This window comes from Rhodopseudomonas sp. WA056 (assembly GCF_010906995.1).
GTDB lineage: Bacteria > Pseudomonadota > Alphaproteobacteria > Rhizobiales > Xanthobacteraceae > Rhodopseudomonas > Rhodopseudomonas palustris_G.
Map to the genome: position 1 here is coordinate 1 of NZ_QPFS01000121.1, position 14666 is coordinate 14666.

A 14666-nucleotide genomic window follows, 5' to 3' on the forward strand; every position below is an offset into this window, starting at 1 on the left:
TGGGGGTGAGGCGCGGCGGAGTCGCTCCGTCGCCGCGCAGCGGGCGGCGGGTGCCGGCGGCTTTGCCGGTGCCGGGCGGCTGATGCGCCGGCACGAGCTGATCGGGGCGTGAGCCGATCAGATCGGCGCGGCCCATCGCTTTCAACGCCTCGCGCAGCACCGGCCAGTTGTCCGGATCGTGATAGCGCAGGAACGCCTTGTGCAGCCGGCGCTGGCGCAGGCCCTTGATCGCCTCGACCGGCTCGCTGGCGCCGTGGCGCACGCCGCGCAGCGGATTGACGCCGCTGTGATACATCGCGGTCGCGGTCGCCATCGGCGACGGCAGGAAGGTCTGCACCTGGTCGGCGCGGTAGCGATTGCGTTTCAGCCACAGCGCGAGGTTCATCATGTCCTCGTCGGACGTGCCCGGATGCGCCGCGATGAAATACGGGATCAGATAGTACTGCTTGCCGGCCTGCTTGGCGGCGGCCTCGAACATCTGCTTGAAGCGATGATAGGTGCCGATGCCCGGCTTCATCATCTTGTCGAGCGGGCCGCGCTCGGTGTGCTCCGGCGCGATCTTCAGGTAGCCGCCGACGTGGTGGCTCACCAGCTCCTTGATGTAGGCCGGGCTCTTCACCGCGAGGTCGTAGCGCACGCCCGACGCCACCATCACTTTCTTGATGCCCTTGACCTCGCGCACCTTGCGATACAGCCGGATCAGGTCGTCGTGCGAGGTGTTGAGGTTCGGGCAGATGTCGGGAAACACGCAGGACGGCTTGCGGCACGAGGACTCGATGTTCGGATCCTTGCATGCCATCCGGTACATGTTGGCGGTCGGCCCGCCGATGTCCGAGATCACGCCGGTGAAGCCCGGCGTCTTGTCGCGGATCTTCTCGATCTCCTGCAGGATCGAGGCTTCCGACCGGCTCTGGATGATGCGGCCCTCGTGCTCGGTGATCGAGCAGAAGGTGCAGCCGCCGAAGCAGCCGCGCATGATCGTCACCGACGTCTTGATCATGTCCCATGCCGGGATCTTGGCGTCGCCATAGGACGGATGCGGCGCGCGGGCGTAAGGAAGATCGTAGACCGAATCCATCTCGTCGGTGGTCAGAGGGATCGGGGGCGGATTGAGCCACAGGTCGCGGTCGCCATGGCGCTGCACCAAAGGCCGCGCGTTGCCGGGATTGCTCTCCCGGTGCAGCACGCGCGAAGCGCGGGCATAGGCTTCCTTGTCCTGCTCGACCTGCTCGCAGGAGGGCAGCCGGATCACGACGTCGCCCGCCACCTGCCGCGCGCCTTCGTCGGCGGCATCGAGGTCGTCGGCGTGTAGTTCCGTGTAGTTCTCCGGTACGCGGCGGAACAGCGCGACGCCGCGGATGTCGTCGAGTTCGCGCGGTGCCTCGCCGCCAGCCAATCGATGCGCGACTTCGACGACAGCGCGTTCGGCATTGCCGTAGAGCAACAGGTCGGCCTTGGCGTCGGCCAGCACCGAGCGGCGCACCTTGTCGGACCAGTAGTCGTAATGCGCGATCCGGCGCAGCGAGGCTTCGATGCCGCCGAGAATGATCGGCACGTCCTTGAAGGCTTCGCGGCAGCGCTGCGCATAGACCAGGGTGCAGCGGTCCGGCCGTTTGCCGCCTTCGCCGTTCGGCGTGTAGGCGTCGTCGTGGCGCAGCCTTCGGTCCGCGGTGTAGCGGTTGACCATCGAGTCCATGTTGCCGCCGGTCACGCCGAAGAACACGCGGGGCTTGCCGAGCGCACGGAACGGCTCGGCGGACTGCCAATCCGGCTGCGCGATGATGCCGACGCGGAAGCCCTGGGATTCGAGCAGGCGGCCGATGATCGCCATGCCGAAGCTCGGATGATCGACGTAAGCGTCGCCGGTCACCAGGACGACGTCGCAGGCATCCCAGCCGAGCTTGTCCATCTCGGCGCGGCTCATCGGCAGGAACGGCGCAGGTTTGCGCGGCGCCGCAGCGGGGCGGAACCGGGTCATCAGCGGCGGGATGGTATCAATGGAGGTCTGCATCGCCCAGCCATAAGACCGGGGGGCGGTAAGTTCAACGGCCCGGGGCGATTCGTCTCGGCGCTGTGATCACTCCGGCAGCGGCGGCAGATCGCCGACCGCAAGGTTCCGTGCCTCGTCGCGCGAGACGCCGAGGCCCACCAGCACCCATTCCACAGTCTCGGCAGCCGCGTCGACCCAAGTGCGGTGGCCGTCGAGACTTGTAAAGATGGCGCCCAGGATCGCGCCCGAGATGAAATTAGCAGCCGAGGCGATCTGAGCGGGATCAAGGCTGTGGCCGCGTTGCGACAGGCCGGAGGCGAGGTCGTCGAGCGGCCGTCCGTCCCACACCACCCGCAGCGTCGTCGGGCTCATGCCGAATCGGCAGACGAACCGCCCGAGTCGCGGTTCTTCATGAGCCTGACGGATCAATAGCCGCATCCAGGTGGCGAGCCGCCGCACCGGCTCGTGACAATCCGCCAGCGCCACGGTCAGCCGCGGATTCAGTTCGGTGGCCAAATTGGTAACCACCAGGTCGAACAGGCCGGTGAGGTCGCCGAGGTTATTGTAAACTGTGCCCCGCGCGACACCGGCCGCCTGGGCCAGATCGGTTACGCTGATCTGCGTCAGGCCGCGCTCAGCGAACAATTGCATCGCCGCCAGATAGATCTGCCGTTGCGCCGGGCTGGACACGATCTTGGACACACTTGATCTGATTTGAACAATTGTGTTCAATACCGCGAACGAGCTTCGCGGACAATCCGTTTCGACGCGGAATTGGCCTTTAACGAGCGGAGGGATAGCTGAGGCGGGGGCGCTCACTGTTCAGTCCGTGATTCCGGAGCCGTATGATGACCATCTTCCACCCGACCCGCCGTGGTGTCCGGCTGTTCAGCGCCCTGTGTCTCGGAGCCGGCATTTTGGTCGGCCCGCTTCCGGCACACGCCGACGATAAATTCGACAAGCTGATCCAGAAGCTGATGCCGAAGCGGTTGCCCGAGGGCTTCGCCTCGGCCAACGGCCGGCTGGAATCCGAACAGGTCGAGATCGCCACCAAGCTGGCGGGCCGGATCGCCGAAGTGCTGGTCAAGGAAGGCGACGAGGTCGAGAAGGGCCAGCTTCTGGTGAAGATGGATGTCTCGGACATTCAGGCCCAGCTCCGCGCCGCGGAAGCGCAGGAACGCCGCGCCGTGCAGAGCAAGGCGGTGGCTGAGGCGCTGCTGCTGCAGCGGGAGAGCGAGCAGAAGCTCGCCGCGCAGCAGCTAGGCCGCGCCGAAGCGCTGTTCGAGAAGGGCTTCTCGACCGCGGAAATTCGCGACCAGCGTCAGGCTGCGCAGAACGTCGCCGATGCCGCGCTGATCGCGGCGAAGGCCAACCTCAACGACGCGGCGGCGGCGATCGACGCGGCGCGGGCCGAGGTGGCGCGGATCAAGACCGTGCTCGACGACATGGAGCTGAAGGCGCCGCGGCGCGGCCGCATCCAATACAAGCTGGCGCAGGCCGGCGAAGTGCTCGGTGCCGGCTCGCGCGTGCTGACTCTGGTCGACCTCACCGACGTCTACATGACCGTGTTCGTCCCCGCCAAGGTCGCCACCTATCTCGCCTATGGCGACGACGCCCGGCTGATTCTCGACGCCATCCCGCAATACGTCGTGCCCGCCAAGGTCACTTTCGTCGCCAGCGAAGCGCAGTTCACCCCGAAGGCCGTCGAAACCAAGGACGAGCGCGAGAAGCTGATGTTCCGGGTCAAGCTGACGCTGCCGCCGGACCTGCTGCGCAAATACGAGCGCGAGGTGAAGACCGGCGTGCGCGGCATGGCTTACTTGCGCACGCTGCGCGACAAGCCATGGCCGAACAATCTGCAGGTGAAGCTGCCGCAATGACCGGCTTCGCCGCGCGCCTGACGCATGTCACTCACGCCTATGGCAAGACACATGCGCTGGACGACGTCACGCTGGAATTGCCCGCCGGCAAGATGGTCGGACTGATCGGCCCCGATGGCGTCGGCAAGTCGACGCTGCTGGCGCTGATTGCCGGCGTCCGCCGGATCCAGAGCGGCGAGGTACTGGCGCTGGACGGCGACATGCGCGACGCCCGCCACCGCGCCGCCAGTGCGGCGCGGATCGCCTATATGCCGCAAGGGCTCGGGCGCAACCTCTACCCGACGCTGTCGGTGTTCGAGAATCTGGATTTCTTCGGCCGGTTGTTCGGTCAGGGGACGGCGGAGCGCAAGGCGCGGATTGCCGAACTGCTGCGCGCCACCGGGCTGTCGCCGTTCGGCGATCGGCCGGCCGGCAAACTGTCCGGCGGCATGAAGCAGAAGCTGTCGCTGTGCTGCGCGCTGATTCACGATCCGGACCTGTTGATCCTCGACGAACCGACCACCGGCGTCGATCCGCTGTCGCGGCGTCAGTTCTGGGAACTGATCGACCGCATTCGCGGGCGCCGGCCGCAGATGAGCGTGCTGGTCGCCACCGCCTATATGGAAGAGGCCGAGAGGTTCGACTGGCTCGCCGCCCTCAACGACGGCAAGATCATCGGCGCCGGGACGCCGGCCGAACTGCGGGCACAGACCAAGCAACCGACACTCGATGCCGCCTTCATCGCGCTGCTGCCGGCCGAGATGCGCGGCGACTACGCCGACGTTGTGTTGCCGCCGCTGCCGGACAGCGGCGACGGCTACGCGATCGAGGCCGAGAACCTGACCTGCCGGTTCGGCGATTTCACCGCGGTCGATCACGTCAATTTCCAGATCAAGCGCGGCGAGATATTCGGCTTTCTCGGCTCGAACGGCTGCGGCAAGTCGACCACGATGAAGATGCTGACCGGGCTGCTGACTCCGACCGAAGGCGAGGCGCGGCTGTTCGGCGAGGTACTCGACGCCTCCGACATGACGACCCGCAAGCGCGTCGGCTACATGTCGCAGAGCTTCTCGCTGTATTCCGAATTGACGGTACGGCAGAATCTGCTGCTGCACGCGCAATTGTTCGAGCTACCGAGCGCGCAGATCCCGGATCGGGTCGCCGAGATGCTGGCGCGGTTCGATCTCGCCGACGTCGCCGATTCCCGACCCGAAAGTCTGCCGCTCGGTCTGCGCCAGCGGCTGCAGCTCGCGGTCGCGGTGATCCATCGCCCCGAGGTTCTGATCCTCGACGAGCCGACCTCCGGCGTCGATCCGGTGGCGCGGGATTCGTTCTGGCGGATGTTGATCGCGCTGTCGCGCGAGGACGGCGTAACCATCTTCATCTCGACCCACTTCATGAACGAGGCCGAGCGCTGCGATCGAATTTCGTTGATGCACGCCGGCAAGGTGTTGGCGGTCGGCGCGCCGCACGAGCTGGTCGAGCGCCGCGGCGCCGCCGATCTCGAACAGACCTTCATCGCCTATCTGGAGGAAGCCACCGGCGCGCAGCGCGACGGTGACGAGACCAGCCTGGCGGCGCCGCGCGAGACCGCGACCAGGCAGCGCCGGTTCGATCCGGCGCGGCTGTGGGCCTATGCCCGCCGCGAGACCATGGAGATTCTGCGCGACCGGCTGCGGCTCGCGTTTGCGATTCTCGGACCGCTGGTGCTGATGATGACGTTCGGCTTCGGTATCTCGTTCGACGTCGAAAACCTGACCTATGCGGTGTACGATCAGGACAACACGCTGGAGAGCCGCGAACTGCTGGAGAGCTTTTCCGGCTCGCGCTACTTCAAGCAGGCCCCCGACATCGCCTCCGCAGCCGACATCGACCGGCGTCTGGCCAGCGGCGAACTCAAGCTGGTGATCGAAGTGCCACACGGTTTCGGCCGCGACTTGCTGACCAGCAAGTCTCCGGAAGTCGCGGTGTGGATCGACGGCTCGATGCCGTTCCGCGCCGAGACCATCCGCTCCTACGTCACCGGACTGTCGCAGGCCTATCTCGCCGAGCAGTATCGGCGCCATGCGATGGCCTCGCCGACGTCGCCGATCAACATCGAGACCCGGTTCCGCTACAATCAGGCGTTCAAGAGCGTGTATTCGATCATCCCGGGTGTGATCACGCTGATCCTGATGCTGATTCCGGCGATGCTGACCGCAGTCGGCGTGGTGCGCGAGAAGGAAGTCGGCTCGATCACCAATTTCCGTTCGACACCGGTGACCGCGACCGAATTCCTGCTCGGCAAGCAGATTCCTTACGCCCTGCTGTCGTTCTTCAGCTTCGTGCTGCTGCTGATCGGCGCGATGGCGATCTTCGGCGTGCCGGTGCGCGGATCGTGGACGGCTTTGATCGGCGGCGCGCTGCTCTACGTGTTCTCGACTACCGCGCTCGGCGTGCTGTTCTCCTCGTTCCTGCGCACCCAGATCGCCGCGATCTTTATCGTCGCGATCATCTCGATCATCCCCGCGGTGAATTTCTCCGGGCTGCTGGTGCCGGTATCGTCGCTGTCGCAGACCGGGCGGGTGTTCGGCGAGGCGTTTCCCGCCGCCTGGTTCCAGGAGGTCAGCATCGGCGCCTTCACCAAGGGCATGAGCTTCTGGATGCTGGCGCCGAACCTGTTGGTGCTGTTCGGTTTCGGTCTGATCTATCTGATCGGTGCGATCTTGGTGCTGCGCAAGCAGGAGGCGTGACGATGGGCTCGATGCTGCGACACATCTATCGTCTGACCGGCAAGGAACTGCGGAGCCTGTGGGCCGACCCGATCCTGCTCGGCTTCATCGTCTACGTGTTCAGCGTCGCGATCTACACGATCGCGACCGGCGCCAAGCTGGAAGTCGAAGCCGCGCGGGTCGCGGTGGTGGACGAGGATCACTCCGAGCTGTCGCGCCGGATCGCCGCCGCGATGCTGCCGCCGCTGTTCCGCGCCGCCGAGCAGATCACTCCGTCCGAGATCGATTCGGCGATGGACACCGGCCGCTACGTGTTCGTCGTCGAGATTCCGCCGAAATTCGAATCCGACGCGCTCTCCGGCAAGACCCCCACGATCCAGGTCAACGTCGACGCCACCGCGATGGCGATCGCCGGCAACGGTGCGGTCGACATCCAGAACATCGTGCTGCGCGAGACGGCCGCTTACCTGCGCAAGGATTCCGGCACCAGCGCCACGCCCGTCAACCTGGTGATGCACGCCAAGTTCAATCCGAACCTGAACTCGGCCTGGTTCACCTCGGTGATGCAGGTGATCAACAACATCGCGACGCTGTCGATCATCCTGACCGGCGCCGCGCTGATCCGCGAACGCGAGCGCGGGACTATCGAGCATCTGTTGGTGATGCCGGTGCGGCCGCTCGACATCATGCTGTCGAAGATCATCGCCAACGGCGCGGTGATCGTGGTGGCGGCGCTGTTGTCGCTGCAGTTCATGGTCAAAAGCGTGCTGGGGGTGCCGATCATCGGCTCGGTGCCGTTGTTCACCTTCGGGATGGTGCTTTTCATGTTCTCGGTGACGGCACTCGGCCTGCTGCTGGCGGCCTATGCCCGCACCATGCCGCAGTTCGGCTTGCTGGCGATCCCGGTGATCGTGATCCTGTATCTGCTGTCCGGCGCCAGTACCCCGATCGAGACCATGCCGCAATGGCTGCAATTCGTGATGCAATTCACGCCGAACACGCAGTTCGTCGCGTTCGCCCAAGCCGTGCTCTACCGCGGCGCCGGTGTCGATCTGGTGTGGCCGCAACTGCTGGCGATGCTGGCGATCGGCGGCGTGACGCTCGGCATCTGCCGCGTCCGCTTCGCCAAGACCATCTCGGCGCAGGACTGAGCGCCGTTACTCCGCCGGAGCCAGTCGGGCGCCGGATGCGGCCTGCCGGCTGCGCTTGGTCGCGAGCCGCGCGCGGCGCTTGCGCGCCCAGATCACCACGCCGGTGACCGACAGCGCCGCCACCACCAGGCCCATCGCCGAGATCAGGATCCGGCCGGGCAGGCCGAGGATGCGGCCGGAATGCAGCGGAAGCTGCATCTGCACGAACACGTCCGCGGCGGTGCCGACCCAGGGCAGCCGATCGCCGAGATAGCGGCCGTCCTCGCTGTCGTAATAGAGCTGCGCCGGGCCGACCCCGGCAGCGCCGTGCTCTTCGCCCGGCTTGAAGAACGCCGCCGCGAACACGCCGTGCGCCGGGCCGTAGAACAGCGAGCCGAGCGGCTCGGTGAAGCCGCGCGCCTTGCCGTCCGCGGTGGCGCGCGCCGCGATCTCGGCAAAGCTCATCTTCGGCTCGATCGGGTGGTCGAGGTCACGATACGGGCGCTGCTCGTAGGGCGTCGGCGTGTAGTTCGACACCGTCTTCATCAGCGGCGAAAACACCTCGAAATACAGGTTCAGCGAAAACGCCGTGAATGCGACGATGAACAGCACCCCCCAGGTCCACAGGCTGAAGGCGCGGTGAATGTCGAAATTGATCCGGTAGGCGCTGCCCGAAGTCTTGATCTTCCAGGCCGGCGCCCACCGCGCCCAGAACCCCTTGCCGAGCTGGCGCTTCACCGCCGGCGCCTGTCCGCCCCGGAGCAACTTTCGCGCCGGCAGCGTCAGGTAGAAGCCGACGAAGCAATCGATCGTCCAGATGATTGCGACGATACCGAGCAGCCGCGCACCCCAGCGATCGCTGCCCCAGAACTCGGGCACGTGCATGGTGTAGTGCAGCTTGTACAGAAACGAGACGAAGTTCTCGCGCGTGATCGGCCACACCGCGCCCCAATAGCGCCGGCCGAGTTCCGCGCCGGTGTTGGGGTCGAGAAACACCTGATTGTAGTCGAGCGTGTAGCGCTTGCCGGTCGCCGGATCGATCCGCGGCAGCACGAAGAACGACAGCGAGTGGCCTTGTTCCGGCGTCATCGAGAAGAAGATGACGCGGGCTCGCGGATCGCGGTGCTCGATGCGCTGGGCAAGCTCGATCGAGGGAATCGCCGGTCCGGTGGTCGCGACGTCGAACAGCCGGGCGTTGATGGTCTCGTCGATTTCGTGATCCCACGAGATCACCGCGCCGGTGACGCCGGAGAAAAACAGAAATGCCGCGGTAATCAGCCCCGCCCAGCGGTGAAGGCGCCCAAACATCAGTCTCATGACTATCCGTGTACCGCGTGGAATGCGCGATGCCAGAGGGCGCTTTTTGGAATCGTTTCAAACTGACGCGGCGCGGGCTTTGATCCCGCCTAGCTCACGGTTTATCGCGATGCCCGCCACCCGCTGCGGCAATCTGCCTCGCGCGGTGCTCGGTTCCAAGAACCGTGGCGAAGTCGCGAGTTCACGCCGACCAGCAGTCCTGCTCTTCGCGGTACGCCTGTTCGTTGAGCCGCTGGGCGATCTCGTCGGCGAGCTTCCTGGTCTTTGCTTCGGCGATGGTTTCCCCATCCGTTGTCTTCAGCGATTTGCTCTCCGCCTCGATCGGGAAATCGGTCGGATGCAGATGCTCGTCTTTGCGGTCGGTCATGGCGGGGTTCCTCCAATTGAACGACAACGCGCGAACTGGGCTGGCGGTTGCCCGGGCCCGGAACACCGCGTCCACATATTGGACGATTATTTGCGGCGGCTGCAATTTGTTGGACAGGGTCGGAATTATTCCCGCATAATTCGATGATGACCGGCGCAACTCGGATCCGTCCGACCTTCATGCCCACCCCGTCTGCGGAGGCTGTACTGGCCGACAGTGCCGGCGACGCCGCGTTCGCCACGACTCTGGCCAAAGGGCTGGTGGTGCTCGAGGCGTTCGAAGGCGCGAAGCTGTTGGGCAATATGGAGCTCTCGGTCCGCACCGGACTTCCGCGACCGACCGTCGCGCGGCTGACCCACACGCTCGCCGAGCTCGGCTATCTGACCTACGACCCCCGCGTCGCCAAATACGCGGTCGGCGCCCGCGCGCTGCGGATGCTGCACCCGCTGCTCGCCGGCATGCCGTTCCGCCAGCTCGCCCGGCCGCTGATGCAGGATCTCGCCTATAGCGTCCGCGGCACGGTCTCGATCGGTCTGCTCGACGGATCGTCGATGGTGTATGTCGAGACCGCGCGCTCCGGCGACGTCGGCCCGCATACGCCAGACATCGGCATGCCGATTCCGGTGGTTCGTACCGCGATGGGGCGCGCTGCGGCGTCGATGCTGCCGGAAGCGGAAGCCGCACGGCTCGAACGGCAGCTCGAGGCTGCCGACGGCGCGATGTGGAGCGGCTATCGCGATCTGTATCGCGACGGCCTGCGGCAATGCGCCGAGCGCCAATTCTGCACCTGCTTCGGCGACTACATGCCGGCGATCCACGCCATCGCCGCGCCGCTGTTCCGGCTGCGCGAGCGCTGCTTCGCGATCAATTGCGGGATTCCGGCGTTTCGATTGCAGCAGGGGCAGCTCGAACACGGGATCGGCCCGCGCGTTCGTGCGCTGGCCGAGAGCATTCGTGTGCTGGTCGCGCGCCCCGATTCCGCCGAGCCAGGAAGCCGAGGGGCCAAGACACAAACGAGATGACAGGCTGCGATCGTGGGGCTGCATGCGCAGCACCAGCCGGGGCGGCGACGTCACTTTGCAGGGGAGAGACCAATGGCGCCGCCGAGCGATCGAAGCCGGCTGCGCCCGTTGTCGGGCCGACGCCGCGTTTGGCGGCACTGGAGCAACAGGAGGACGCCATGCCGATCACCCGCCGCATGCTGCTCGCGAGCGCCGCTGCCGCTTTCGCGGCGCCGTCGTCGAATCTGGCCGCAGCCGACGATTGGCCGGTCCGCGTCGTCAAGACGGTGTCGCCCTACGGCGCCGGCGGTGCCAACGACATCTCCTTGCGGATCCTCAACGAGTTCTTCGAACGCGAGCTCAAGCAGCAATTCATCGTCGAGAACAAGCCGGGTGCCGGCACCCGCATCGCCAACGAGATGGTCGCGCGAAGTCAGCCCGACGGTTACACCTTCCTGTACGCGGCGGCGCCTTACGCTACGGCGGAAGCGTTGTTCGGCAAGCTCAACTATCAGCGCAGCGAGCTGCGGCCGGTGGCGATGGCGGCGTTCGCGCCGATCTTCCTGATCGTGAACGCCAAGTCCGAATTCAAGACGCTGCCGGAGCTGATCGCCTATGGCAAAGCGAAGCCGGAGGGGCTGACATTCGGCTCGCCCGGGCCGGGCTCTCAGCCGCATCTGGCCGCCGAGCTGTTGTTCAAGATCGCGGGCGTCAAGGGACTGAACGTGCCGCTACGCGGCGATGCGGCCGCCTACACCGAACTACTCGCCGGCCGCGTCGACGCCACGTTCACGGCGATCAGCTCGGCGCTGCCGCACATCAAGGCGGGCAGTTTCCGCGTGCTCGGCTCCGGTTCGGCGCAGCGGAGTGCGATCTACCCCGAGGCGCCGACTCTGGCCGAACTCGGCTATCCGCAGATCGTCGCCGCCGGTTGGTACGGCTTTATGGCGCCGGCCGCGACGCCATCGCCAATTGTCGAGCGGCTGCAGGATCTCGTGCTGCGCGCACTCGGCGATTCCAACGTGAAGAACAAGCTGCTCGCCCAGGGCCTCGAAGCGCACGGGCTGAAGGGCCCCGAATTCGCGGCCTTCATCGACGCCGAAACCGCGAAGTGGAGCCGGGTGATCGAGGACGCCGGGCTGCGAGAGAAGTGATCCGAAGTGCCTCGCGCGGTGTCGGAGCGTCTCGTTCGGGTGTTCGCGCGCCGATGACTGCGATCGTGGAGCCTACCACATCGACGCCTTGGCGCGTTCCGGCCAGGCGCGGTCGTAGTCTGCGCCGCCGACGCGGCCTTCGGTCATCGCAGCGAGGATTTCGCCGGGCGTCGGCAGCGTCTCCTGTGCGACCTGCTTGCTCGGATCCCACAGGCCGGAGCGGATCAGCGCGCGGCCGCATTGGAAATAGATTTCCTCGACCGTCATCACGATCACGGTGCGCGGCGCCTTGCCTTCGACGTCGAACGACATCCGCAAGGCCTCGTCGGCGGTGACGTAGCCGCGGCCATTGATGCGCAGCGCGTTGATCGAGCCGGGGATCAGCAGCATCAGCGCGACCCGCGGGTCGCGCACGACGTTGCGCAAGGAGTCGATCCGGTTGTTGCCGCGGCGGTCCGGGATTAGCAGCGTAGTGTCGTCGTGGACGCGGATAAAGCCCGGCACGTCGCCGCGCGGCGAGCAATCGAGTCCTTCAGGCCCGACGGTGGCGAGCGCGGCGAACGGCGATTTCTCGATCAGCGTGCGATACGGCGGCGTGATCCAGTGCGCCACCTTCTCGGTCGACGCATCGTTCGGCACGCCGTAGATCGCCTCCAGCGCCTCGACAGTGTCGAGCGCAGGGAAGGCAGTGCGGGGATCGTCAGGGCTGCGGGCGTCCATGGCGGATGATCTCCAACAAGTTTCGGGCGTGGGCGATTGGGTCGCCGACATTGCTCACGGTGAAGTTCGGAGTTGCGTCGACGCTGCGCCCGACGCGGTCGGTGATGCTGCCGTCGCTGGCGCGAGCCCGCGCCGCGATCCGGGCCGCCAGCACCTCGGCGGGCGCCGTGATCAGCACGACGACGACATTGGCATAAGCGCTGCGCGCGGGCTCGATCACCATCCGCGACACGTTCGCCACCACGGTGCGTCCGGCACGGATGTCGTCGTCGAGGCTGCGCGGCAGACCGTAGGCGTGGCCATGGGCACGCCAACACAGGGCGAAGTCGCCGGCTGTCTCCAGTCGTTCGAATTCCGCCGGCGTCACCGAAAGATTGTCTTCCGCCGCTGAGGCTTCGCGGGTGACGACGCGGCGCGCAAACACGATCGCCGGATCGCCGGCACAGAGCGAGCGGGCGGCATTGATCAGCGTGTCCTTGCCGGCGCCGGAGGGGCCAACCACCAGCACCAGCCGCCCCGGGCCGATCAGTTTCGTCGTCTGCTCCGCCACCGCGATATCCGTCATGCCACGCGCTGTCCTTCGCGCCAGACGCTGCGCACCGCCGGCACGTCATGCGCGACGTGAACGCGGATCAGGTCGGCGCGCTTGCCCGTGGAGATCTCGCCGCGATCGTTGAGGCCGACCGCTTCGGCCGGTGCCTTGGTGACGGTGCGGATCGCGGCGGCAAGGTCGATCGCAGGCGCCCGCATCGGCAATTGCAGCGCCGCGATCAACAGGCTCGACGGGATGTAGTCCGACGACAGGATGTCGAGTAGTCCCTCGTGCGCCAGATCGATCGCGGCGATGTTGCCGGAGTGCGAGCCGCCGCGCACCACGTTGGGGGCGCCCATCAGGATATCGATGCCGGCCTGGTGCAGCTCGCGCGCCGCCTCCAGCGTGGTCGGGAATTCGGCGACCGCGACCCGGTCACGGACCGCGTCGGCGACGTTCTCGGGCGTGGTGTCGTCGTGGCTCGCCAGCGGAATTTCGTAGCGGTGCGCCAGCTCGACGATCGCCCGCATATTGGCGTCGGCGTAGGTCTCCTTGCAGTACACCCGGCGTGCGAACATCACGTCGAGCTCGGCATCGGTCATGCCGGCCCCCTTGCCGCGGTAGTAGTCGCGCAGCTTTTCCTCGTCGCGGAACTGGCGCTGGCCCGGCGTATGATCCATCAGCGACATCAGCCGGATGTCGGGGCGGTCAATCAGCTCCTTGGCCTCCGCCACCACGTTCGGCATCGGAATTTCGCAGCGCAGATGCAGGAAGTGATCGGCGCGCAGCAGCTGCGCGTCGCGCGCCGTCGAGATCGCGCCGGCCAGCACGATCGCCTGGCCATCGACCTCCTCGGCGCCTTCCTCGCGCCACACCCGGAGCGAGTCGAGCACCGTGGTGATGCCGCAGGTTGCGAGCTGGCCGTCGTAGGACACCACGGCGGCGACCGGATTCCACTGCACCTTGGGGCGCGGCGTGTAGTGCGCCTCGAGATGATCGGTGTGCAGCTCGACGAGGCCGGGCATCACCAGATCGCCTTGCATGTCCTTGGCACCGTTCGGCGCGTCGCCTTCGCCGACTTCCGCGATCACGCCGTCGGCGATCGCGACCCAGCCGTGCTCTATCACCCGGTCGGCCAGCACCAGCCGGGCATTGCCCAGCACCATCTCTTGCGAATTGCTCATGGTCTCGTTCATTCCATTGGTCATGCGGCGGCGGCAAACGAGGTGACGTCGACGATGCGGTCCGCGATGATCTCACGGATCTCGTCGTCGTGCACGATGGCGATGATCGCGGCGCCCTGCGCCTTTGTCTCGGCGATCAGCTCGACCACCACGGCGCGATTCTTGGCGTCGAGCGACGCGGTCGGTTCGTCGAGCAGCAGGATCGGCGTGTGCGAGATGAAGCCGCGGGCGATGTTCGCCGCCCGAGAACGTCGCCGGCGGCAGCGTCCACAGCCGCTCCGGAATGTTGAGCCGGCGCAGCAGCACGCCGGCCTGTTCGCGCGCCGCCTCGCGGGCCGTGCCCTGCACGATCAGCGGTTCGGCCACGACGTCGAGCGCGGCGACGCGGGGGACGGCGCGCAGAAACTGGCTGACATAACCGATGCTGCCGCGCCGCGCGGCGAGGATCTGGCGCGGCTGCGCGGTGGCGATGTCGAGCGTATCGCCGTCATGGGCAATCCGGATCGCGCCGGAGTCGCAGCGATAATTGCCGAAGATCATTTTCAGGATCGACGATTTGCCCGCGCCGGAGGGGCCGGACAGCACGACGCATTCGCCGGGCTGAACCTGGAAGCTGACGCCGCGCACCACCGGCAGCGTCACGCCGCCCTGCAGATGCATGACGAAACTCTTCTGGGCGTTATCGACGACGAGAGCGGGAG

General features: G+C 66.4%; 12 protein-coding genes and 1 pseudogene. 5 read left to right on the forward strand and 8 right to left on the reverse strand.

The window, feature by feature from the left end; genetic code table 11:
• Positions 1–2011 (reverse strand): YgiQ family radical SAM protein (locus DU475_RS19510; RefSeq protein WP_164633061.1); only part of this gene is annotated, 2011 nt, incomplete at its 3' end.
• A 66-nt stretch (positions 2012–2077) separates the two neighbouring features.
• A complete protein-coding gene (locus DU475_RS19515) occupies positions 2078–2692 on the reverse strand; it encodes a TetR/AcrR family transcriptional regulator (RefSeq protein WP_234713219.1) in 615 nt (204 codons plus the stop codon).
• A gap of 146 nt (positions 2693–2838) precedes the next feature.
• Here DU475_RS19515 and DU475_RS19520 point away from each other — a divergent pair, with 146 nt between their 5' ends.
• The 3 genes from DU475_RS19520 to DU475_RS19530 are packed head-to-tail and all read left to right on the forward strand — an operon-like array spanning position 2839 to position 7711.
• On the forward strand, positions 2839–3870 hold the full coding sequence (locus tag DU475_RS19520) for an HlyD family secretion protein (protein WP_013500527.1): 1032 nt from the start codon (positions 2839–2841) through the stop codon (positions 3868–3870).
• Positions 3867–6581 carry a ribosome-associated ATPase/putative transporter RbbA gene (rbbA, locus tag DU475_RS19525; protein ID WP_164633062.1) on the forward strand — a complete coding sequence of 905 codons (2715 nt, stop codon included), beginning with the start codon at positions 3867–3869 and terminating at the stop codon, positions 6579–6581. Before DU475_RS19520 ends, rbbA begins: the two co-directional genes overlap by 4 nt.
• Positions 6582–6583: 2 nt before the next feature.
• Positions 6584–7711 (forward strand): ABC transporter permease, encoded by a 1128-nt coding sequence (locus DU475_RS19530; RefSeq protein WP_164633063.1) that lies wholly within the window; start codon positions 6584–6586, stop codon positions 7709–7711.
• A 6-nt stretch (positions 7712–7717) separates the two neighbouring features.
• On the opposite strand, the gene DU475_RS19535 is transcribed toward DU475_RS19530, so the two are convergent.
• Together DU475_RS19535 and DU475_RS19540 are read right to left on the reverse strand one after the other, a co-directional pair.
• Positions 7718–9007 (reverse strand): PepSY-associated TM helix domain-containing protein, encoded by a 1290-nt coding sequence (locus tag DU475_RS19535; RefSeq protein WP_142883736.1) that lies wholly within the window; start codon positions 9005–9007, stop codon positions 7718–7720.
• Between the two features lie 181 nt (positions 9008–9188).
• Positions 9189–9374 carry a hypothetical protein gene (locus tag DU475_RS19540; RefSeq protein ID WP_142883735.1) on the reverse strand — a complete coding sequence of 62 codons (186 nt, stop codon included), beginning with the start codon at positions 9372–9374 and terminating at the stop codon, positions 9189–9191.
• A gap of 179 nt (positions 9375–9553) precedes the next feature.
• On the opposite strand from DU475_RS19540, the gene DU475_RS19545 reads away from it, so the two are divergent.
• Positions 9554–10396 (forward strand): IclR family transcriptional regulator, encoded by an 843-nt coding sequence (locus tag DU475_RS19545; RefSeq protein WP_433962604.1) that lies wholly within the window; start codon positions 9554–9556, stop codon positions 10394–10396.
• Between the two features lie 158 nt (positions 10397–10554).
• On the forward strand, positions 10555–11529 hold the full coding sequence (locus tag DU475_RS19550) for a Bug family tripartite tricarboxylate transporter substrate binding protein (protein ID WP_164633064.1): 975 nt from the start codon (positions 10555–10557) through the stop codon (positions 11527–11529).
• A gap of 72 nt (positions 11530–11601) precedes the next feature.
• Here DU475_RS19550 and DU475_RS19555 read toward each other — a convergent pair whose 3' ends face one another.
• From DU475_RS19555 to phnL, 4 genes and pseudogenes are all read right to left on the reverse strand, one after another.
• A complete protein-coding gene (locus DU475_RS19555) occupies positions 11602–12249 on the reverse strand; it encodes a pyridoxamine 5'-phosphate oxidase family protein (protein ID WP_013500534.1) in 648 nt (215 codons plus the stop codon).
• Positions 12230–12814: a phosphonate metabolism protein/1,5-bisphosphokinase (PRPP-forming) PhnN gene (gene phnN, locus DU475_RS19560; protein ID WP_013500535.1), complete on the reverse strand. Its 585-nt coding sequence runs from the start codon at positions 12812–12814 to the stop codon at positions 12230–12232. The genes DU475_RS19555 and phnN overlap by 20 nt, the downstream gene beginning before the upstream one ends.
• Positions 12811–13965, reverse strand: coding sequence for an alpha-D-ribose 1-methylphosphonate 5-triphosphate diphosphatase (locus DU475_RS19565; RefSeq protein ID WP_164633065.1), 1155 nt, complete (start codon positions 13963–13965; stop codon positions 12811–12813). Before DU475_RS19565 ends, phnN begins: the two co-directional genes overlap by 4 nt.
• A 20-nt stretch (positions 13966–13985) precedes the next feature.
• A pseudogene (gene phnL / locus DU475_RS19570) lies at positions 13986–14625 on the reverse strand (phosphonate C-P lyase system protein PhnL).
• Between the last annotated feature and the right edge of the window lie 41 nt (positions 14626–14666).

What these genes read in the sequence shown, in the direction of transcription:
- DU475_RS19520 (WP_013500527.1), top strand. Translation starts at nt 2,839, where the DNA reads ATGACCATCTTCCACCCGACCCGCCGTGGTGTCCGGCTGTTCAGCGCC.
- rbbA (WP_164633062.1), top strand. Translation starts at nt 3,867, where the DNA reads ATGACCGGCTTCGCCGCGCGCCTGACGCATGTCACTCACGCCTATGGC.
- DU475_RS19530 (WP_164633063.1), top strand. Translation starts at nt 6,584, where the DNA reads ATGGGCTCGATGCTGCGACACATCTATCGTCTGACCGGCAAGGAACTG.
- DU475_RS19535 (WP_142883736.1), bottom strand. Translation starts at nt 9,007, where the DNA reads ATGAGACTGATGTTTGGGCGCCTTCACCGCTGGGCGGGGCTGATTACC.
- DU475_RS19540 (WP_142883735.1), bottom strand. Translation starts at nt 9,374, where the DNA reads ATGACCGACCGCAAAGACGAGCATCTGCATCCGACCGATTTCCCGATC.
- DU475_RS19545 (WP_433962604.1), top strand. Translation starts at nt 9,554, where the DNA reads ATGCCCACCCCGTCTGCGGAGGCTGTACTGGCCGACAGTGCCGGCGAC.
- DU475_RS19550 (WP_164633064.1), top strand. Translation starts at nt 10,555, where the DNA reads ATGCCGATCACCCGCCGCATGCTGCTCGCGAGCGCCGCTGCCGCTTTC.
- DU475_RS19555 (WP_013500534.1), bottom strand. Translation starts at nt 12,249, where the DNA reads ATGGACGCCCGCAGCCCTGACGATCCCCGCACTGCCTTCCCTGCGCTC.
- phnN (WP_013500535.1), bottom strand. Translation starts at nt 12,814, where the DNA reads ATGACGGATATCGCGGTGGCGGAGCAGACGACGAAACTGATCGGCCCG.
- DU475_RS19565 (WP_164633065.1), bottom strand. Translation starts at nt 13,965, where the DNA reads ATGAGCAATTCGCAAGAGATGGTGCTGGGCAATGCCCGGCTGGTGCTG.